Source organism: Escherichia sp. UTM R2 (assembly GCF_048593455.1).
GTDB classification, from domain to species: Bacteria; Pseudomonadota; Gammaproteobacteria; order Enterobacterales; family Enterobacteriaceae; genus Escherichia; species Escherichia coli.
The window spans coordinates 1,257,510-1,276,865 of record NZ_JBFWDY010000002.1 but is presented as its reverse complement, the minus strand read 5'-3'; the positions used below and the strand labels follow the sequence as shown (position 1 = coordinate 1,276,865).

The following is a 19,356-nucleotide window of genomic DNA, read 5'->3' as shown; positions in this document are numbered from 1 at the left end:
CAGGAATTACTTACGAAGCATAACTTCAATAAAGTCTTTCCAGTTCCCCAGTTCACGTTCAATCATAACAACCTCTCTTATAATTATGGGTATTCTACGGAAACAATATACCGTGGTGAAGCTAATTTACTCGATTGCTGCGATGACTACCTCCGGGGGACAAACCTTATGTAAATACTATGGTCCTGCGGTGATAATTTGTATGTGATACACAGCAACATTTCGAGATATTCATACGGCATCTAATACTGATTTAATTCTGGTTAAAATACAGACAGATAACAAGATGAATATTCTTAATGTTTACGTTAAAAATGTTTAACATTATTTGATAGTTGTTAATTTGAATACTTCGATAATGTTATATTTCCTGATAATCATTTGCAGGCAAAATGTTTTCACCCTTAAATGAGTATTTATTCTCATAGATCGAAAAAGGATTCATTATGGTTACACTTTACGGCATCAAAAATTGTGACACCATTAAAAAGGCTCGCCGTTGGCTGGAAGCCAATAACATCGACTATCGTTTTCATGATTACCGCGTCGATGGGCTGGACAGCGAATTATTGAACGGTTTTATCAACGAATTAGGCTGGGAAGCGTTACTGAACACCCGTGGTACAACCTGGCGTAAACTGGACGAAACCACCCGCAATAAAATCACCGATGCGGCCTCTGCGGCGGCATTAATGACTGAAATGCCTGCAATTATCAAACGTCCATTGCTCTGCGCGCCTGGTAAGCCTATGCTGCTGGGTTTCAGTGATTCCAGTTATCAGCAATTTTTCCATGAGGTGTAGTCTATGTCGTGCCCGGTTATTGAGCTGACACAACAGCTTATTCGCCGCCCTTCCCTGAGTCCTGATGACGCAGGATGCCAGGCTTTGTTGATTGAACGTTTGCAGGCGATCGGTTTTACCGTTGAACGCATGGATTTTGCCGATACGCAGAATTTTTGGGCATGGCGTGGGCAAGGTGAAACGTTAGCCTTTGCCGGGCATACCGACGTGGTGCCGCCTGGCGACGCCGATCGTTGGATCAATCCGCCGTTTGAACCGACCATTCGTGACGGCATGTTATTCGGGCGCGGCGCGGCAGATATGAAAGGCTCGCTGGCGGCGATGGTGGTAGCAGCAGAGCGTTTTGTCGCACAACATCCCAACCATACGGGGCGACTGGCATTTCTGATCACCTCTGATGAAGAAGCCAGTGCCCACAACGGTACGGTAAAAGTCGTCGAGGCGTTAATGGCACGTAATGAGCGTCTCGATTACTGCCTGGTCGGCGAACCGTCGAGTATCGAAGTGGTAGGTGATGTGGTGAAAAATGGTCGTCGCGGATCATTAACCTGCAACCTCACCATTCATGGCGTTCAGGGGCATGTTGCCTACCCGCATCTGGCTGACAATCCGGTACATCGCGCAGCACCTTTCCTTAATGAATTAGTGGCTATTGAGTGGGATCAGGGCAATGAATTTTTCCCGGCGACCAGTATGCAGATTGCTAATATTCAGGCGGGAACGGGCAGTAACAACGTTATTCCGGGTGAACTGTTTGTGCAGTTTAACTTCCGCTTCAGCACCGAACTGACTGATGAGATGATCAAAGCACAGGTGCTTGCCCTGCTTGAAAAACATCAACTGCGTTATACGGTGGACTGGTGGCTTTCCGGGCAGCCATTTTTGACCGCGCGCGGTAAACTGGTGGATGCGGTCGTTAACGCGGTTGAGCACTATAATGAAATTAAACCGCAGCTACTGACCACAGGCGGAACGTCCGACGGGCGCTTTATTGCTCGCATGGGGGCGCAGGTGGTGGAACTCGGGCCGGTCAATGCCACTATTCATAAAATTAATGAATGTGTGAACGCTGCCGACCTGCAGCTACTTGCCCGTATGTATCAACGTATCATGGAACAGCTCGTCGCCTGATGAGTGGTTCTGCAAGAGGAAATAAGCATGGACTGGCTGGCTAAATATTGGTGGATTCTGGTGATTGTCTTTTTGGTAGGCGTCCTGCTGAACGTGATTAAAGATCTCAAGCGCGTCGACCATAAGAAATTTCTCGCCAACAAGCCGGAGCTTCCCCCGCATCGTGATTTCAACGATAAGTGGGACGATGACGACGACTGGCCGAAAAAGGATCAACCGAAGAAGTAAGCTGAGTGCTCAACCGTAGGCCGGATAAGGCGTTAACGCCGCATCCGGCAATGGTGAACGATGCCTGATGCGACGCTCACGCGTCTTATCAGGCCAGGTAATCTGTCTTTTACATCATTTCAATCACATCATCATCGCCAGGCTTACCGCCACTTAGCGCTTCGTCGAAATAATGTTTCGGAATGGTATAACGCAAGTGATCCAGGGCAAATTGCATACTGCGATTGTCGATCGCATGGCCTAAATCCTCCACGATATCCAGCGTCACGTCACCACCGGCACTGATTAACGCTTCCTGCGCCGCAACCGCATGCGCCAGATCGATAACCGGATCTTCACCACCATGAATCAAGTGAATTGTCGTGGCTGTAGACGCGGTTTCCGGCAGGCTCGCATAGCGTCCGTTAAAGGCAATGACGCGCGAAGCAAGGCCCGGTTCGGCTTTAATGCTCTCCAGCGCCATAATCGCGCCTTGTGAGAAACCAATTAGCGCCGTGGCATTAGCCCCTACTCCGCTCTGTTTCTGCCAGTAGCGTACCGTCTCAATAAACGTCGGCATGATGGCATCCACACGCGCCTGGCGATTATCTTCCGTAATACCCTGCACCGAAAACCACTGACGCCCCGCCGGATTACCGCTCGGCTCCGCGCCACCGACACTCACCACCAGCGCATCAGGAAACAGCGGTGCAAACCAGCTACCTATTTCCCCCATTGCCACCGGGTTATCCCCGACACCGTGGAAAAGCAGTAACAACTGTTGCGCAGGTTTATCCGGGCTTTGAACAACAAAATGGTCATGTTTCATGGCGAACTCCTTAACTGATGTCATTAATTTTACGCCGCTGACTCACAATGACCATGGGAGAAAATTGAAGGAGTCAGTGAAAAAATTGCCATTGCGTTATGCGATCGCGCAGACGCTCAGTGCGAACCTCATTAAGTGCGAACAGCGCCTGCGCGGCCTCTTCCCGCTGGCGAACCAGTAACATCTTGCGGCCTGAAAGTTTAAGTGTGGTACATAACTGCGCGTCGCTGACGTTTTTCTGTAAACGCCCACGCAGCGCCGGTAATGCCAGTTCACTGGTTTGTAGCATACGCAATAAGCAACCTAACGATGTTAATAGCGGACGATGAGCGAAAGCAAAACCGGCCAGTTCAAGCCAGTCGTCGTCAGAAAGGACGGCATCGTTTAGTGGATCAACAGGAAGCGTTTCGCCATTCCACTTTGCGAGAGCTTGCGCATCGCGACGTAAACGGTAATGCTCACGTTCAGCCAGTTGTTTACCCGCATTACTCATCGGTAACAGCGCCATCGCCGTATAGCAACCGCTGCTGGCTTCACGATGATTACCCATCCGCACCAGCACAAAACCGCAGCGGTGCCAGAAACGCCATAACTCCCCGGTGTAACCAAAACTCACCGAAAGATAGTCGAGGTCACGCGTATATTGCAAAGCACCAGCAATAAGTTGCTGCCCTGTGCCTTCCCGCTGACGCGCCGGATGAACTGCTATCCGGCTGACCCGCCGTCCACGCAATGTCGCTGCCAGTGGATTGCTACCGTGCGCCGCCAGCGACTGGGCCACCAGATTACCCCGCGGGCGACGAAAACCTGCCCATACCGCCTGACTGAGTTGTTGAGATAATCCCCCCTCATCCACCAGCCACAGCGCTCCGGCAATCTCGTTTTCGCCAGCCGCCTGTAAAAAATATTGCCCTGGTGCATCCATCATCCGGCGTAAATCCAGCGGCGAAGTCCGGTAGTGCGCACCAGACAATAACTGATAAACCTTTAACGGCGTTTCTGGCTCGCTTCGCCATAACGTTTGTTCAAATGCGGAAATGACGATATTGCCTTGTGGTGTATGGGTGAAGTTTTCATCGTCAAAAACCAGTGCCTCACTAACCATTTTTTCCAGCGGGCATCCCTGTGCCCAGCGGATCGGCTGTTGCAGTTCAAAACGGTGTAAATGCGGAAAGCGAGCGCAAAATTTCAGCAAAAAACCACGTCCGGTGCCTTCGTAGCCCTGCACCGTAGTGGTTAACAACGTTCGAGGAAAACGCGATACCAGTTGATGCAACAACGGCGCAGGTATGGCTGCGGCTTCGTCGACCACCAGCCAGTCGGCTTGCTCATCGCTGGCTAACAAGGCATCCGGCGCAATAAAGCGAAACTTCTCGCCCGCAAATTGTGCCAGTACATCCGTTGCCGCTTTTGCGGGCGCGGTGACAATCGCACTGCCCGCAATACGAGAAATGAGTTGCCCTGCCAGCGCCGACTTACCGCGCCCACGCGCAGCCGTTACCGCTGCCACGCCCGGCGGCATGGTCAGTAGCTGCTGTAAGAGTTGCTGTTGTTCTGGTTGTGGTGCGCCGGTCGCGGGGTGCCAGTCAGTACGGGGAGTAAAATGCGCCAACGAGAACGGCTGGTTTTGCCGCCAGAGGATAGCGTCGTTATCCGCCGTAAGTACGCGTTTGAGATGCTGGACAAAATGCGGCGTCGCAATAGGGTCAGGGCAATCACTCCAGCGCAGCGAGTCGGCATCAGGTTGGTTTTCCCACTCTTCCCATACAGGGAGTAACAAAACCAGCCAGCTTCCCGCTTTCAACGTTCCGCTAAGTGCTGCAAAGGCAGCGGCATCAAAGCCGTGGCGGGCGTCGAATACCGCATGCCGGAACTCGCGCCCAAGTAAAGTTTGTAGTGCCGAGGGAGAACAGTGGTTTTCAGCATCTGGCTGCGGCGAAATCCACAGCCAGTCGCCAGGTAAGGCATCACGTAACTTAAGCGCATGATCAAAACACCAACCCTCTTCCCCGCTCAACACCAGCAAGCGGCGGATCCCTTCACGTTTCATTTGCGCTGTTAATGTGTGAAGCGCAGTCAGTTCAGCCATCCCTGCCCCGGAAGTTAAATGCTTTTACCAAAAGTATTGCATTGTGCCGGATCGCCGCTGTCGAAACCACGTTTAAACCAGCTGTAGCGTTGCTGAGAAGTGCCATGAGTGAAACTGTCTGGTACTACTCGCCCCTGACTTTGCTGTTGTAAACGGTCATCGCCGATGGCCTGCGCCGCGTTCAGCGCCTCTTCCAGATCGCCGGTTTCCAGAACGCCTTGCTGCTGCATACTATGCCCCCAGACACCGGCAAAACAGTCGGCCTGGAGTTCCATACGCACAGATAAGCGGTTCACTTCCGCCTGCGTCGCGTTTTGTTGCAGTTGACGAACTTTCGGCTCGATGCCTAACAGTTTCTGCACATGATGACCGACTTCATGGGCGATAACGTACCCCTGGGCAAAATCGCCATCCGCGCCAAGTTTGTCTTTCATGTCATCATAGAAGGAGAGATCGATATAAACCGTGCCATCCGCCGGGCAATAGAATGGCCCCATTATGGACTGGCCCGCCCCGCAGCCGGTACGCGTCATTCCACGGTACATGACCAGCTTCGGTTGCTGATAGGTTTTACCCATCTTCTCGAACTGCTGTCCCCAGGTGTCTTCCGTAGTTGCCAGAATCACCGAGGTGAATTTTGCGGCTTCGTCTTCATTTGGGCTAATTGACCGCGTTGATTGCTGTTGGGAAACCGGCTGTCCGGTCATCAACCCGGTTAAATCAACGCCATAGTAGCCTGCAACCAGCACGACTATCAGTAAAATCAGCCCGCCTTTACCGCTCGGCAGGCGAAAACCGGGACCGCCCATAGACGGACCACCAGAGCTGTTGCGCCTGTCTTCAACATTGTCACTTTCACGTCGCCCTTGCCAACGCATAGATACCTCAACAATATATTCATTATAGAAATGATCGTAGGTGGTTCAGAGGAAGATTACCACAGGAAAGCGGGATGAAATGGCGGAGGAATGAGCGTTCAATGCACATCTTCCGAGAGCGGTTGTCTTGCCGTGCCAGCTGCACGGCAAGATGATGAACAGAAAAATCAGTCCAGCTGTACACCCAGGCGGCGGGCGACGGCTTCATAGGCCTCGATCAGGCCACCGAGGCTCTGGCGGAAACGGTCTTTGTCCATTTTCTCCAGCGTTTCTTTGTCCCACAGGCGGCTGCCGTCCGGAGAGAACTCATCGCCCAGTACGACTTCACCTTTGTACAGGCCAAACTCCAGCTTGAAGTCGACCAGAATCAGACCAGCATCATCGAACAGTTTTTTCAGCACGTCGTTCGCTTTGTAGGTCAGCTCTTTCATACGCGCCAGGTTCTCTTTGCTTACCCAGCCAAAGGTTTCGCAGTAAGATTCGTTGACCATCGGATCGTGCATGGCGTCGTTTTTCAAGAACAGATCGAACAGCGGCGGGTTCAGCTCAATACCTTCTTCGATTCCAAGACGTTTCACCAGAGAGCCCGCAGCACGGTTACGCACGACACACTCAACCGGTACCATATCCAGCTTTTTCACCAGACATTCGGTATCGGAGAGCAGACGCTCCATTTGAGTCGGGATACCCGCTTCAGCCAGTTTGCTCATAATGAAGTAGTTGAACTTGTTGTTCACCATACCTTTGCGATCAAACTGCTCAATGCGCGCGCCATCCCCTGCTGACGTATCATTGCGGAATTCGAGCACCAACAGGTCCGGGTTTTCCGTGCTGTATACGGTTTTCGCTTTACCACGATACAACTCAGCTTGCTTTTGCATCTTTATCACTCCTGGGTGTGAATTAACGTTTTAAAATCTTTTGCTGTCTGGTGTGCCGGATGTTTTGTCGGATGCGGCGTGAACGCCTTATCCGAACTACGTCCGACAAACAAATTTCGTGCGAATTACCGCTAAAATCGCGTTTTCCTGCCGACGCACACGTTTGCGTATCATATCAGAAAAAAGGGCCGGATGATTCCAGCCCTGTATTTTTACTTGCTAAACGCAGCCTGGAAGACAGCTACCAGCGCGTCGTTCTGACTCTGAGTCAGAGTATGACCTTTCGGATCGATGAACTGTAGGCTGCTGCGGTTATCTAAATCGCCAACCTGCAGTTTATAGTCACCGGATGCCAGGCCTGGATCGCTCGCGCCCAGTTCCTGCCAGTCGCTGTCAGACAGCGGCTTATAAGTTACGGCCATGTTGCCCTGCGAACGGGTGCTGTCGGTCACTTTCATGCCCACTTTTTCCAGCGCCGCTGGCAGACGTTGCCAAACCACATTGAACGGCCCGCGTACGACCAGCATTGGTAAACCGGTGTCATCAGCTGCACTTTGTACGTCCATAGTGGTGGAGGCACGATTTTGCGCAGCGTTCGCGGCGTCAGTGGCAGATTTATCCAGACCGGCGGAAATAACGTTCATCATCTCCGTGCTGTAACGCTGCATGGAAGCCGCGTCTGCAACCGGTTTGCCCGCCTGTTCCAGGTTCAGCAGTTTAACCGTAACCGCCTGCTGATAACCCTGCGGCTTAACAGAGATTTGATAACGACCACGATACTGCTCGTCTTCGTCCAGACGGTTCCATTGTACCCAATCGGTGGTCAGTGTCTGACCAGCATCATCACGTTGGGTGATGGTGTAGTTTTTCGCCTGCAGCACGCTAACCACCTGCGGCCACAGAGTATTGCCACGACCATTTTCCACCAGCAATGAAGCGGTATCGCCCGTGAACTGGGTACGCGCGCCAGAAACCAGTGCCAGCGGCTGGGCTGGTGGACGAATGTCCAGCGCCTTACCGACAGCACCACTACCGTTGGTCACCGGGATTGCATAATCACCGGAGGTCACCGGCAAAATCATTCCAGCCGGGGCATGAAGCTCCGCAAGCGGTGCCGCTTCCAGGTAGGCTTCATCACCACTGACCTGACGCTTATAGCGTGAGTCAGAACTACAGGCAGCGAGTAATAAAACAAGCGAAACACCCGCAACCTTTGCCAGGCGCGACTTTTGAACAGAGTAAGCCATCAAATCTCCCTAAACTTTACAGCAAACCGGCATGCTTAAGCGCCGCTCTGACCGTCTCACGACCACTGTCGGTGATTGGTGTCATTGGCAGGCGCAGCGTATCGGTCGCCACAAGACCCAGTTCCTTACATGCCCATTTCACCGGGATTGGATTGGGTTCGACAAATAGTTTGTTGTGTAATGGCATCAGACGCTGATTAATAACGCGTGCCTCGGCAAAATGCCCTTCTGCTGCCAGTTTGCACATCTGGGCCATATCACGCGCTGCGACGTTAGCCGTAACGGAAATAACCCCATGACCGCCTAATTGCATGAAGTCCAGCGCGCTCGCATCATCGCCGCTCAGCAGAACAAAATCATCTGAAACCAGCTCTTTGATCTGGTTTACACGCGTTAAGTTCCCTGTTGCCTCTTTGATTCCGATAATATTTTTTACTTTCGCCAGACGGCCCACCGTTTCCGGGAGCAGATCGCAGCCAGTACGGGACGGCACATTATACAGAATTTGCGGCAGGTCAGTATGCTCAGCGATGGCTTTGAAATGCTGATACAAACCTTCTTGCGACGGACGATTGTAGTAAGGGGTTACCGTCAGGCAGCCGACGATACCACTGTCATTGAAGCGCTGCGTCAGGCTAATGGCTTCCGCAGTAGCGTTAGCGCCGGTCCCGGCAATTACCGGAATGCGCCCATCAGCCAGATCCAGCGTCATCATCACCACATCAGCATGTTCGTCATGATTTAAGGTAGCGGACTCGCCAGTGGTGCCAACAGAAACGATCGCCGAAGTACCGCTGGCGACATGATAATCAATCAGTTTTTTCAAGCTAGCCCGACAGACATTACCTTTTTCATCCATCGGAGTAACAATCGCGACAATACTTCCCGTGAACATGGGCCATCCTCTGTGCAAACAAGTGTCTCAATGGTACGTTTGGTATGGCATTAAAAGCAAGCAGACAGAACCGTTCTGATTGTTGTATGCATGTTTTTTTTATGCTTTCCTTAAGAACAACTCACCCCTTAAAGGAATAACCAGTTTGACACTGTCATCGCAACATTATCTGGTGATCACTGCGTTGGGTGCCGATCGCCCTGGAATTGTGAACACCATCACCCGTCATGTCAGTAGTTGCGGCTGTAATATTGAAGACAGTCGCCTGGCGATGCTGGGAGAAGAGTTCACGTTTATCATGCTGCTTTCCGGTTCATGGAATGCCATTACTCTGATTGAATCAACGTTACCGTTGAAAGGTGCAGAACTGGATCTTTTAATCGTGATGAAGCGCACGACGGCGCGTCCGCGTCCGCCAATGCCAGCATCTGTCTGGGTTCAGGTCGATGTGGCAGACTCCCCGCATTTAATTGAACGCTTCACAGCACTTTTCGACGCGCATCATATGAACATTGCGGAGCTGGTGTCGCGCACGCAACCTGCTGAAAATGAACGGGCTGCGCAGTTGCATATTCAGATAACCGCCCACAGCCCCGCATCTGCGGACGCAGCAAATATTGAGCAAGCGTTCAAAGCCCTATGTACAGAACTCAATGCACAAGGCAGTATTAACGTCGTCAATTATTCCCAACATGATGAACAGGATGGAGTTAAGTAATGAATCCACTGAAAGCCGGTGATATCGCACCGAAATTTAGCTTGCCGGATCAAGACGGAGAACAAGTTAATTTGACCGACTTCCAGGGACAGCGTGTTCTGGTTTATTTCTACCCGAAAGCCATGACCCCCGGCTGTACCGTACAGGCCTGCGGCTTACGCGATAACATGGATGAGTTGAAAAAAGCGGGCGTTGATGTGCTGGGTATCAGCACCGATAAACCCGAAAAACTCTCCCGTTTTGCGGAAAAAGAGCTGCTTAACTTTACGCTCCTGTCTGATGAGGACCACCAGGTGTGCGAACAATTCGGCGTCTGGGGTGAAAAGTCCTTCATGGGCAAAACCTACGATGGTATTCATCGCATCAGCTTCCTGATTGACGCTGATGGCAAAATCGAACATGTCTTTGACGATTTCAAAACCAGCAATCACCACGACGTTGTGCTGAACTGGCTGAAAGAACACGCCTGATTACTCTGCTCCATTCCGTGCTGGCTGCGCTTGCGGCCAGCATACCTCACTTCTCGTGATCAAGATCACATTCTCGCTTTCCCCTGCGACACGGGTGTCGAATCCATTTTTTGCTGAACGTTAATGACCATCATTTTTGTACCGTTCAGAATCCAGTCAACACATAACTTATTGAATATATTGAGTTAATCAGAATGGCATCCTTTATGCAATATGAAATGCAATGTTTCATATCATTTTCAAGGAGCCGACATGAACCGCTTTGTGGTGGCCGAACCACTGTGGTGTACAGGATGTAATACCTGTCTCGCTGCCTGTTCGGACGTGCATAAAACGCAAGGTTTACAGCAACACCCGCGCCTGGCCCTGGCGAAGACGTCAACAATCACTGCCCCTGTCGTGTGTCATCACTGTGAGGAAGCCCCTTGCCTGCAGGTCTGCCCGGTCAATGCCATCTCTCAGAGGGATGATGCGATCCAACTCAACGAAAGCCTCTGTATTGGCTGCAAGCTTTGCGCCGTGGTCTGCCCATTTGGCGCAATCAGCGCTTCAGGAAGCCGTCCGGTGAATGCCCATGCGCAATATGTTTTTCAGGCTGAAGGCTCACTCAAAAACGGCGAAGAAAACGTGCTGCCCCAACATGCGTTGCTGCGCTGGGAACCGGGTGTCCAGACCGTCGCGGTGAAATGCGACCTGTGTGATTTCTTGCCAGAAGGTCCGGCCTGCGTTCGCGCTTGCCCGAATCAGGCGTTACGGCTGATCACCGACGATAGCCTGCAACGTCAGATGAAAGAAAAACAGCGCCTTGCCGCAAGCTGGTTTGCCAATGGCGGGGAGGATCCCCTTTCCCTCACTCAGGAGCAACGCTAATGGATGCCCTGCAATTATTAACCTGGTCGCTGATCCTCTATCTGTTTGCCAGTCTGGCTTCGCTGTTTTTACTCGGTCTGGACAGACTGGCTATTAAGCTTTCCGGCATCACATCGCTGGTGGGCGGCGTGATTGGCATCATCAGCGGAATTACGCAATTACATGCTGGTGTAACTTTAGTCGCCCATTTTGCCACCCCTTTTGACTTTGCCGATTTAACCCTGCGAATGGATAGCCTCTCGGCATTTATGGTGCTGGTTATCTCCTTGCTGGTGGTGGTTTGTTCGCTCTATTCATTGACTTATATGCGCGAATACGAGGGCAAAGGCGCGGCGGCGATGGGCTTCTTTATGAATCTTTTCATCGCATCGATGGTTGCCCTGCTGGTGATGGACAACGCTTTTTGGTTCATCGTGCTGTTTGAAATGATGTCGCTGTCTTCCTGGTTTCTGGTCATTGCCAGGCAGGATAAAACGTCGATCAACGCTAGCATGCTCTACTTTTTTATCGCCCACGCCGGATCGGTGCTGATAATGATCGCCTTCTTGCTGATGGGGCGCGAAAGCGGCAGCCTCGATTTTGCCAGTTTCCGCACGCTTTCACTTTCTCCGGGGCTGGCGTCAGCGGTGTTCCTGCTGGCCTTTTTCGGTTTTGGCGCGAAAGCCGGGATGATGCCGTTGCACAGCTGGTTGCCGCGCGCTCACCCTGCCGCACCATCGCACGCTTCAGCGTTGATGTCTGGCGTAATGGTCAAAATCGGTATTTTCGGCATCCTGAAAGTGGCGATGGATCTGCTGGCGCAAACGGGTTTGCCGCTGTGGTGGGGCATTCTGGTGATGGCGATCGGCGCAATCTCCGCGCTCCTGGGCGTGCTGTATGCGCTGGCGGAACAGGATATCAAACGGCTACTGGCCTGGAGTACCGTCGAAAACGTCGGCATTATTTTGCTGGCGGTCGGTGTGGCGATGGTCGGTCTGTCACTGCACGACCCGCTGCTCACCGTGGTTGGACTGCTCGGCGCACTGTTTCATCTGCTCAACCATGCGCTGTTCAAAGGGCTGCTATTTCTCGGCGCGGGCGCGATTATTTCGCGTTTGCATACCCACGACATGGAAAAAATGGGGGCACTGGCGAAACGGATGCCGTGGACAGCCGCAGCATGCCTGATTGGTTGCCTGGCGATATCAGCCCTTCCTCCGCTGAATGGTTTTATCAGCGAATGGTACACCTGGCAGTCGCTGTTCTCACTAAGTCGTGTGGAAGCCGTAGCGCTACAACTTGCGGGTCCTATTGCTATGGTAATGCTGGCAGTCACTGGTGGGCTGGCAGTAATGTGCTTCGTAAAAATGTACGGTATTACTTTCTGTGGTGCGCCGCGCAGTACACACGCTGAAGAGGCACAGGAAGTGCCAAATACGATGATCGTCGCCATGCTACTGCTCGCGGCACTCTGCGTATTAATTGCGCTTAGTGCCAGTTGGCTGGCACCGAAGATAATGCATATTGCCCATGCGTTTACCGATACCCCTCCCGTCACTGTCGCCAGCGGAATAGCACTTGTACCCGGCACGTTTCATACACGGGTCACTCCTTCATTACTGTTGCTGTTACTACTGGCGATGCCTTTGCTGCCTGGCCTTTACTGGCTGTGGTGTCGTTCGCGCCGCGCAGCGTTTCGTCGCACAGGAGATGCCTGGGCATGCGGCTACAGCTGGGAAAATGCGATGGCCCCGTCAGGCAATGGCGTGATGCAGCCGCTGCGTGTGGTCTTTTCTGCGCTATTTCGTCTACGACAACAGCTCGACCCTACGCTGAGGCTAAATAAAGGTCTTGCGCACGTCACCGCCAGGGCTCAGAGCACAGAACCCTTCTGGGATGAGCGGGTGATCCGCCCCATCGTGAGCGCCACCCAACGGCTGGCCAAAGAAATACAGCATCTGCAAAGCGGCGACTTTCGTCTCTATTGCCTGTATGTGGTCGCCGCACTGGTTGTGCTGCTAATCGCTATTGCCGTCTAAGGAAATCACCATGAGACAAACTCTTTGCGACGGATATCTGGTCATTTTTGCGTTAGCACAGGCCGTGATTCTGCTGATGCTAACCCCACTTTTTACGGGTATTTCCCGGCAGATACGCGCGCGTATGCACTCCCGCCGCGGGCCGGAGATCTGGCAGGATTATCGCGATATCCACAAACTGTTTAAACGCCAGGAAGTTGCGCCTATATCTTCAGGTCTGATGTTCCGCCTGATGCCGTGGGTATTAATCAGCAGCATGCTGGTGCTGGCGATGGCCCTACCACTATTTATTACCGTTTCCCTTTTGCGGGCGGCGGCGATCTGATCACCCTTATCTATCTTCTTGCCCTGTTTCGTTTTTTCTTTGCTCTTTCAGGGCTGGATACCGGAAGCCCGTTTGCGGGAGTCGGTGCCAGTCGCGAGTTGACGCTCGGCATTCTGGTCGAACCCATGCTCATTCTCTCACTGCTGGTATTGGCGCTGATAGCGGATTCCACGCATATCGAGATGATCAGCAATACGCTGGCGATGGGCTGGAACTCGCCGCTAACCACCGTACTGGCGTTACTGGCCTGTGGTTTTGCCTGCTTCATAGAGATGGGAAAAATTCCCTTTGATGTTGCTGAAGCAGAACAGGAATTACAGGAAGGCCCGCTGACCGAATATTCCGGTGCCGGGCTGGCGTTGGCGAAATGGGGGCTGGGGCTGAAACAGGTCGTGATGGCAGCACTGTTTGTGGCCCTGTTTCTGCCCTTTGGGCGCGCGCAAGAACTTTCTCTCACCTGCCTGCTGACTTCACTTGTCGTTACGCTGCTCAAGGTTTTGCTGATTTTTGTACTGGCTTCAATCGCAGAAAACACGCTGGCACGCGGGCGTTTTTTACTCATTCACCATGTGACCTGGCTTGGCTTCAGCCTTGCTGCGCTTGCATGGGTCTTCTGGTTAACCGGTCTGTAAGGAGCACTGACGGAATATGGAAAATCTTGCTCTGACGACGTTAATGCTGCCTTTTATCGGCGCACTGGTCGTTTCGTTTTCGCCACAACGTCGGGCCGCCGAATGGGGGTTTTGTTCGCCGCACTGACCACGCTGTGCATGTTGTCGCTGATCTCCGCGTTTTATCAGGCCGATAAAGTTGCCGTCACGTTGACGTTGGTCAACGTGGGGGATGTGGCATTGTTTGGCCTGGTCATTGATCGCGTGAGTACGCTGATTCTGTTTGTGGTGGTGTTTCTCGGTTTGCTGGTCACGATCTACTCCACGGGTTATCTGACGGATAAAAATCGCGAACACCCGCATAACGGCACGAATCGTTATTACGCATTTTTGCTGGTGTTTATCGGCGCGATGGCGGGACTGGTACTCTCCTCGACGCTGCTCGGTCAGTTGTTGTTTTTTGAAATTACGGGCGGCTGCTCCTGGGCGTTGATCAGTTATTACCAGAGCGATAAAGCGCAGCGTTCAGCACTAAAAGCGTTACTTATCACTCATATCGGCTCGTTGGGGTTGTATCTTGCCGCCGCCACGCTGTTTTTGCAGACCGGAACGTTTGCGCTTAGCGCGATGAGCGAGTTACACGGCGACGCACGTTATCTGGTTTATGGCGGCATCCTGTTTGCCGCGTGGGGGAAATCGGCCCAGCTACCGATGCAAGCGTGGCTACCGGACGCAATGGAAGCGCCAACACCGATCAGCGCCTATCTCCACGCCGCATCGATGGTGAAAGTGGGCGTTTACATTTTTGCCCGCGCCATTATCGACGGCGGCAATATCCCGCATGTGATTGGCGGCGTTGGCATGGTCATGGCCCTGGTCACCATTCTTTATGGATTTCTGATGTATTTGCCACAGCAGGATATGAAGCGGTTGCTGGCCTGGTCGACCATCACTCAACTTGGCTGGATGTTCTTCGGCTTGTCGCTCTCCATCTTCGGCTCGCGGCTGGCGCTGGAGGGTAGCATCGCCTACATCGTCAACCACGCGTTCGCTAAAAGCCTGTTTTTCCTTGTAGCAGGTGCGCTGAGTTACAGCTGCGGCACGCGCTTGTTGCCGCGTCTGCGTGGCGTATTGCACACCCTGCCGTTGCCTGGCGTGGGTTTCTGCGTGGCAGCGCTGGCAATTACCGGCGTGCCGCCGTTCAACGGCTTCTTCAGTAAATTCCCGCTGTTTGCTGCCGGTTTTGCGTTGTCAGTGGAGTACTGGATCCTGCTGCCCGCCATGATTCTGCTGATGATTGAATCGGTCGCCAGTTTCGCCTGGTTTATTCGCTGGTTTGGTCGCGTCGTGCCTGGCAAACCGAGCGAGGCCGTCGCCGATGCCGCACCGCTGCCAGGGTCAATGCGCCTGGTGTTGATTGTACTGATTGTGATGTCGCTGATTTCCAGCGTAATCGCCGCGACCTGGTTGCAGTAAGGAGATGATGAATGACCGGTTCTATGATCGTAAATAATCTGGCGGGACTGATGATGCTGACATCACTGTTTGTGATTAGCGTCAAAAGCTATCGCCTGTCATGCGGATTTTACGCCTGCCAGTCACTGGTGCTGGTGTCTATTTTCGCCACCCTCTCGTGCCTGTTCGCCGCAGAGCAACTGCTGATCTGGTCCGCCAGCGCCTTTATCACCAAAGTGCTGCTGGTACCGTTAATCATGACTTACGCTGCACGAAATATTCCCCAGAACATCCCGGAAAAAGCGTTATTCGGTCCGGCAATGATGGCACTGCTCGCGGCGTTAATTGTCCTGCTTTGCGCATTTGTCGTTCAGCCCGTGAAGCTACCGATGGCTACCGGGCTGAAACCGGCGCTGGCGGTAGCGTTAGGTCATTTTCTGCTTGGCCTGCTGTGCATTGTCAGCCAGCGCAATATCCTGCGGCAAATTTTTGGTTACTGCCTGATGGAAAACGGCTCCCATCTGGTGCTGGCGCTTCTTGCCTGGCGAGCACCGGAACTGGTGGAAATAGGTATCGCTACCGACGCCATCTTCGCCGTCATTGTGATGGTGTTACTGGCAAGAAAAATATGGCGTACCCACGGCACGCTGGACGTGAACAACTTGACCGCGCTGAAGGGATAATGAGATGAGTTATTCTGTGATGTTCGCTTTACTCCTGCTCACGCCGCTGCTTTTTTCGCTGCTCTGTTTTGCCTGCCGGAAACGGAGACTTTCTGCGACTCGCACGGTGACCGTATTACATAGCTTAGGGATCACACTGCTGCTGATTCTGGCACTCTGGGTGGTCCAAACTGCCGCTGATGCAGGAGAAATATTCGCTGCGGGACTGTGGCTTCATATTGATGGTCTGGGCGGTTTGTTCCTCGCCATTCTTGGTGTGATTGGCTTTCTCACCGGTATTTACTCGATTGGCTACATGCGTCATGAAGTGGCACACGGCGAGCTTTCACCCGTTACGCTGTGCGATTACTACGGTTTCTTCCATCTGTTTTTGTTCACCATGCTGCTGGTTGTTACCAGCAATAACCTGATTGTGATGTGGGCGGCGATCGAAGCCACCACCTTAAGCTCGGCGTTTCTGGTAGGCATTTACGGTCAGCGTTCATCGCTGGAAGCTGCATGGAAGTACATCATTATTTGTACTGTTGGTGTCGCTTTTGGTCTGTTCGGTACCGTGCTGGTATACGCCAACGCCGCCAGCGTTATGCCGCAGGCAGAAATGGCGATATTCTGGAGCGAGGTTCTTAAGCAATCGTCCTTGCTTGACCCAACATTAATGCTGTTGGCCTTTGTGTTTTTGCTAATTGGCTTTGGTACCAAAACCGGGCTATTTCCCATGCACGCCTGGCTGCCGGATGCTCACAGTGAAGCGCCGAGTCCGGTCAGCGCCCTGCTCTCCGCCGTATTGCTGAACTGCGCGCTGTTGGTGCTGATTCGCTATTACATCATTATTTGCCAAGCCATCGGCAGCGATTTCCCCAACCGGTTGTTGCTCATCTTCGGCATGTTGTCGGTTGCCGTGGCGGCATTTTTCATTCTGGTACAGCGGGACATTAAGCGTCTGCTGGCGTACTCCAGCGTGGAGAACATGGGGCTGGTCGCGGTGGCGCTAGGCATTGGCGGGCCGCTGGGAATTTTTGCCGCGCTGCTGCACATCTTAAACCACAGTCTGGCAAAAACGCTGCTGTTCTGCGGTTCCGGCAATGTACTGCTCAAGTACGGCACGCGCGATCTCAACGTCGTCTGTGGGATGCTCAAAATCATGCCATTTACCGCCGTGCTGTTTGGCGGCGGTGCGCTGGCGCTGGCAGGGATGCCGCCCTTCAACATTTTTCTTAGCGAATTTATGACCATTACCGCCGGACTGGCACGTAATCACCTGCTGATTATCGTCCTGCTGTTATTGCTGTTAACGCTGGTGCTGGCGGGCCTGGTACGGATGGCTGCGCGGGTGTTAATGGCGAAACCGCCGCAGGCCGTTAACCGGGGTGATCTCGGCTGGTTGACCACCTCGCCAATGGTGATTCTGCTGGTCATGATGCTGGCGATGGGAACGCATATTCCACAACCTGTCATCAGGATCCTGGCGGGCGCTTCCACTATAGTCCTCTCAGGGACGCACGATCTGCCTGCACAACGTAGCACCTGGCATGATTTTTTGCCTTCAGGCACCGCATCTGTTTCGGAGAAACACAGTGAACGTTAATTCATCGTCAAATCGTGGCGAAGCGATTCTCGCCGCCCTGAAAACGCAGTTCCCCGGCGCGGTGCTGGATGAAGAGCGACAAACGCCTGAACAGGTCACCATTACGGTGAAAATCAATCTGCTGCCTGACGTTGTACAGTATCTTTATTATCAACATGATGGCTGGCTTCCGGTCCTGTTTGGCAACGACGAGCGGACACTTAACGGTCATTACGCGGTTTATTATGCCCTTTCAATGGAAGGGGCCGAAAAATGCTGGATTGTGGTGAAGGCGCTGGTCGATGCCGACAGTCGGGAGTTTCCGTCAGTCACACCGCGCGTCCCTGCCGCGGTCTGGGGCGAGCGAGAAATTCGCGATATGTACGGGCTGATTCCGGTTGGCCTGCCGGATCAGCGTCGCCTGGTGTTGCCCGATGACTGGCCGGAAGATATGCATCCGCTGCGCAAAGATGCGATGGATTATCGACTGCGCCCTGAACCGACGACTGATTCCGAAACGTATCCGTTTATCAATGAGGGCAACAGCGATGCGCGGGTGATCCCTGTCGGCCCGCTGCATATCACCTCCGATGAACCGGGTCACTTCCGCTTGTTTGTGGATGGCGAGCAAATTGTCGATGCTGATTACCGCCTGTTTTATGTCCATCGCGGCATGGAGAAACTGGCAGAAACGCGGATGGGCTACAACGAAGTGACCTTCTTATCGGACCGCGTGTGTGGGATTTGCGGTTTTGCCCACAGTGTGGCCTATACCAATTCGGTTGAAAATGCACTGGGGATTGAGGTGCCGCAACGAGCACATACTATTCGCTCGATTCTGCTGGAAGTCGAACGGCTACACAGTCATTTGCTTAACCTTGGCCTCTCCTGCCATTTCGTTGGTTTTGATACCGGCTTTATGCAATTTTTCCGCGTGCGGGAAAAGTCGATGACGATGGCGGAATTGCTGATCGGGTCGCGTAAAACCTACGGTCTGAATCTGATTGGTGGTGTTCGCCGCGATATTCTCAAAGAGCAACGTCTGCAAACGCTGAAACTGGTGCGCGAGATGCGCGCCGACGTGTCGGAGCTGGTAGAGATGCTGCTTGCTACGCCGAATATGGAACAACGCACTCAGGGCATTGGCATTCTCGACCGACAAATCGCCCGTGATTTGCGCTTTGATCACCCCTACGCCGACTACGGCAATATTCCAAAAACACTGTTTACCTTTACCGGCGGCGATGTTTTCTCCCGCGTGATGGTCCGTGTCAAAGAGACGTTTGATTCGCTGGCAATGCTGGAATTTGCCCTCGACAACATGCCGGATACCCCACTGCTGACCGAAGGCTTTAGCTATAAACCTCACGCATTCGCGCTGGGCTTTGTTGAAGCGCCACGCGGTGAAGACGTGCACTGGAGCATGCTCGGTGATAACCAAAAATTGTTCCGCTGGCGCTGCCGTGCCGCCACCTACGCCAACTGGCCGGTGTTGCGTTACATGCTGCGCGGCAATACCGTTTCTGACGCACCGCTGATTATCGGTAGCCTTGATCCCTGCTACTCCTGTACCGACCGTGTGACGCTGGTAGATGTGCGCAAGCGCCAGTCAAAAACCGTGCCGTATAAAGAGATCGAACGCTACGGCATTGATCGTAACCGTTCGCCGCTGAAGTAAGGAC

The 19,356-nt window shown here is 52.9% G+C and carries 17 protein-coding genes and 2 pseudogenes; 12 read left to right on the top strand and 7 right to left on the bottom strand.

The features are described from left to right. Positions 1-6: 6 nt before the first annotated feature. On the bottom strand, positions 7-66 hold the full coding sequence (gene ypfM, locus AB4H76_RS07010; protein WP_001386977.1) for a protein YpfM: 60 nt from the start codon (positions 64-66) through the stop codon (positions 7-9). Between the two features lie 380 nt (positions 67-446). Between ypfM and AB4H76_RS07005 the strand changes: the two genes are divergently transcribed. Genes AB4H76_RS07005 through AB4H76_RS06995 form a run of 3 tightly spaced genes read left to right on the top strand, consistent with a single transcriptional unit; the run spans position 447 to position 2,162 of the window. Next, positions 447-803, top strand: a complete 357-nt coding sequence (locus AB4H76_RS07005; protein WP_000258247.1) for an ArsC family reductase — start codon at positions 447-449, stop codon at positions 801-803. Positions 804-806: 3 nt separating this feature from the next. Continuing rightward, positions 807-1,934: a succinyl-diaminopimelate desuccinylase gene (gene dapE / locus AB4H76_RS07000; RefSeq protein WP_001277801.1), complete on the top strand. Its 1,128-nt coding sequence runs from the start codon at positions 807-809 to the stop codon at positions 1,932-1,934. A gap of 27 nt (positions 1,935-1,961) precedes the next feature. Continuing rightward, entirely contained in the window at positions 1,962-2,162 is a 201-nt protein-coding gene (locus AB4H76_RS06995; RefSeq protein WP_000383836.1) for a YpfN family protein, read from the top strand. 109 nt (positions 2,163-2,271) lie between these two features. Here AB4H76_RS06995 and ypfH read toward each other — a convergent pair whose 3' ends face one another. The 6 genes from ypfH to dapA all read right to left on the bottom strand — a co-directional run bounded on the left by ypfH (position 2,272) and on the right by dapA (position 8,960). Further along, positions 2,272-2,970, bottom strand: a complete 699-nt coding sequence (gene ypfH / locus AB4H76_RS06990) for an esterase (RefSeq protein ID WP_000679812.1) — start codon at positions 2,968-2,970, stop codon at positions 2,272-2,274. Between the two features lie 73 nt (positions 2,971-3,043). After that, positions 3,044-5,059, bottom strand: coding sequence for a tRNA cytosine(34) acetyltransferase TmcA (tmcA, locus tag AB4H76_RS06985; RefSeq protein ID WP_000829336.1), 2,016 nt, complete (start codon positions 5,057-5,059; stop codon positions 3,044-3,046). Between the two features lie 14 nt (positions 5,060-5,073). Next, positions 5,074-5,937: a neutral zinc metallopeptidase gene (locus tag AB4H76_RS06980; protein WP_001267498.1), complete on the bottom strand. Its 864-nt coding sequence runs from the start codon at positions 5,935-5,937 to the stop codon at positions 5,074-5,076. Positions 5,938-6,104: 167 nt separating this feature from the next. Continuing rightward, positions 6,105-6,818 (bottom strand): phosphoribosylaminoimidazolesuccinocarboxamide synthase, encoded by a 714-nt coding sequence (purC, locus tag AB4H76_RS06975; RefSeq protein ID WP_001295467.1) that lies wholly within the window; start codon positions 6,816-6,818, stop codon positions 6,105-6,107. Between the two features lie 212 nt (positions 6,819-7,030). Then, positions 7,031-8,065: an outer membrane protein assembly factor BamC gene (bamC, locus tag AB4H76_RS06970; protein WP_001297320.1), complete on the bottom strand. Its 1,035-nt coding sequence runs from the start codon at positions 8,063-8,065 to the stop codon at positions 7,031-7,033. A gap of 16 nt (positions 8,066-8,081) precedes the next feature. Then, positions 8,082-8,960: a 4-hydroxy-tetrahydrodipicolinate synthase gene (gene dapA, locus AB4H76_RS06965; protein WP_001311023.1), complete on the bottom strand. Its 879-nt coding sequence runs from the start codon at positions 8,958-8,960 to the stop codon at positions 8,082-8,084. A gap of 145 nt (positions 8,961-9,105) precedes the next feature. Here dapA and AB4H76_RS06960 point away from each other — a divergent pair, with 145 nt between their 5' ends. The 9 genes and pseudogenes from AB4H76_RS06960 (at position 9,106) to hyfG (ending at position 19,352) form a co-directional block, all read left to right on the top strand. Beyond that, entirely contained in the window at positions 9,106-9,678 is a 573-nt protein-coding gene (locus AB4H76_RS06960; protein ID WP_000176187.1) for a glycine cleavage system transcriptional repressor, read from the top strand. Continuing rightward, positions 9,678-10,148, top strand: coding sequence for a thioredoxin-dependent thiol peroxidase (gene bcp / locus AB4H76_RS06955; protein ID WP_001068682.1), 471 nt, complete (start codon positions 9,678-9,680; stop codon positions 10,146-10,148). The genes AB4H76_RS06960 and bcp overlap by 1 nt, the downstream gene beginning before the upstream one ends. Positions 10,149-10,400: 252 nt before the next feature. After that, positions 10,401-11,018, top strand: coding sequence for a hydrogenase 4 subunit HyfA (gene hyfA, locus AB4H76_RS06950; RefSeq protein WP_001352202.1), 618 nt, complete (start codon positions 10,401-10,403; stop codon positions 11,016-11,018). Beyond that, on the top strand, positions 11,018-13,036 hold the full coding sequence (gene hyfB, locus AB4H76_RS06945) for a hydrogenase 4 subunit B (RefSeq protein WP_085452698.1): 2,019 nt from the start codon (positions 11,018-11,020) through the stop codon (positions 13,034-13,036). The genes hyfA and hyfB overlap by 1 nt, the downstream gene beginning before the upstream one ends. 10 nt (positions 13,037-13,046) lie before the next feature. Then, positions 13,047-13,993 (top strand): annotated as a pseudogene (gene hyfC / locus AB4H76_RS06940) (hydrogenase 4 subunit HyfC). A gap of 16 nt (positions 13,994-14,009) precedes the next feature. Next, positions 14,010-15,448, top strand: a pseudogene (gene hyfD / locus AB4H76_RS06935) (hydrogenase 4 subunit HyfD). A gap of 11 nt (positions 15,449-15,459) precedes the next feature. Next, positions 15,460-16,110, top strand: a complete 651-nt coding sequence (hyfE, locus tag AB4H76_RS06930) for a hydrogenase 4 membrane subunit (RefSeq protein WP_000147987.1) — start codon at positions 15,460-15,462, stop codon at positions 16,108-16,110. A gap of 4 nt (positions 16,111-16,114) precedes the next feature. After that, a complete protein-coding gene (gene hyfF / locus AB4H76_RS06925) occupies positions 16,115-17,695 on the top strand; it encodes a hydrogenase 4 subunit F (protein WP_000122574.1) in 1,581 nt (526 codons plus the stop codon). Next, the gene (hyfG, locus tag AB4H76_RS06920) at positions 17,685-19,352 is read left to right on the top strand and encodes a hydrogenase 4 catalytic subunit HyfG (protein ID WP_001102321.1); all 1,668 of its coding nucleotides are present in this window, start codon (positions 17,685-17,687) and stop codon (positions 19,350-19,352) included. The genes hyfF and hyfG overlap by 11 nt, the downstream gene beginning before the upstream one ends. Positions 19,353-19,356: the final 4 nt, after the last annotated feature.

Excerpts from the sequence above, each read along its gene's own strand:
- AB4H76_RS07005 (WP_000258247.1), top strand. The coding sequence starts at position 447 with ATGGTTACACTTTACGGCATCAAAAATTGTGACACCATTAAAAAGGCT.
- dapE (WP_001277801.1), top strand. The coding sequence starts at position 807 with ATGTCGTGCCCGGTTATTGAGCTGACACAACAGCTTATTCGCCGCCCT.
- AB4H76_RS06995 (WP_000383836.1), top strand. The coding sequence starts at position 1,962 with ATGGACTGGCTGGCTAAATATTGGTGGATTCTGGTGATTGTCTTTTTG.
- ypfH (WP_000679812.1), bottom strand. The coding sequence starts at position 2,970 with ATGAAACATGACCATTTTGTTGTTCAAAGCCCGGATAAACCTGCGCAA.
- tmcA (WP_000829336.1), bottom strand. The coding sequence starts at position 5,059 with ATGGCTGAACTGACTGCGCTTCACACATTAACAGCGCAAATGAAACGT.
- AB4H76_RS06980 (WP_001267498.1), bottom strand. The coding sequence starts at position 5,937 with ATGCGTTGGCAAGGGCGACGTGAAAGTGACAATGTTGAAGACAGGCGC.
- purC (WP_001295467.1), bottom strand. The coding sequence starts at position 6,818 with ATGCAAAAGCAAGCTGAGTTGTATCGTGGTAAAGCGAAAACCGTATAC.
- bamC (WP_001297320.1), bottom strand. The coding sequence starts at position 8,065 with ATGGCTTACTCTGTTCAAAAGTCGCGCCTGGCAAAGGTTGCGGGTGTT.
- dapA (WP_001311023.1), bottom strand. The coding sequence starts at position 8,960 with ATGTTCACGGGAAGTATTGTCGCGATTGTTACTCCGATGGATGAAAAA.
- bcp (WP_001068682.1), top strand. The coding sequence starts at position 9,678 with ATGAATCCACTGAAAGCCGGTGATATCGCACCGAAATTTAGCTTGCCG.
- hyfA (WP_001352202.1), top strand. The coding sequence starts at position 10,401 with ATGAACCGCTTTGTGGTGGCCGAACCACTGTGGTGTACAGGATGTAAT.
- hyfB (WP_085452698.1), top strand. The coding sequence starts at position 11,018 with ATGGATGCCCTGCAATTATTAACCTGGTCGCTGATCCTCTATCTGTTT.
- hyfE (WP_000147987.1), top strand. The coding sequence starts at position 15,460 with ATGACCGGTTCTATGATCGTAAATAATCTGGCGGGACTGATGATGCTG.
- hyfF (WP_000122574.1), top strand. The coding sequence starts at position 16,115 with ATGAGTTATTCTGTGATGTTCGCTTTACTCCTGCTCACGCCGCTGCTT.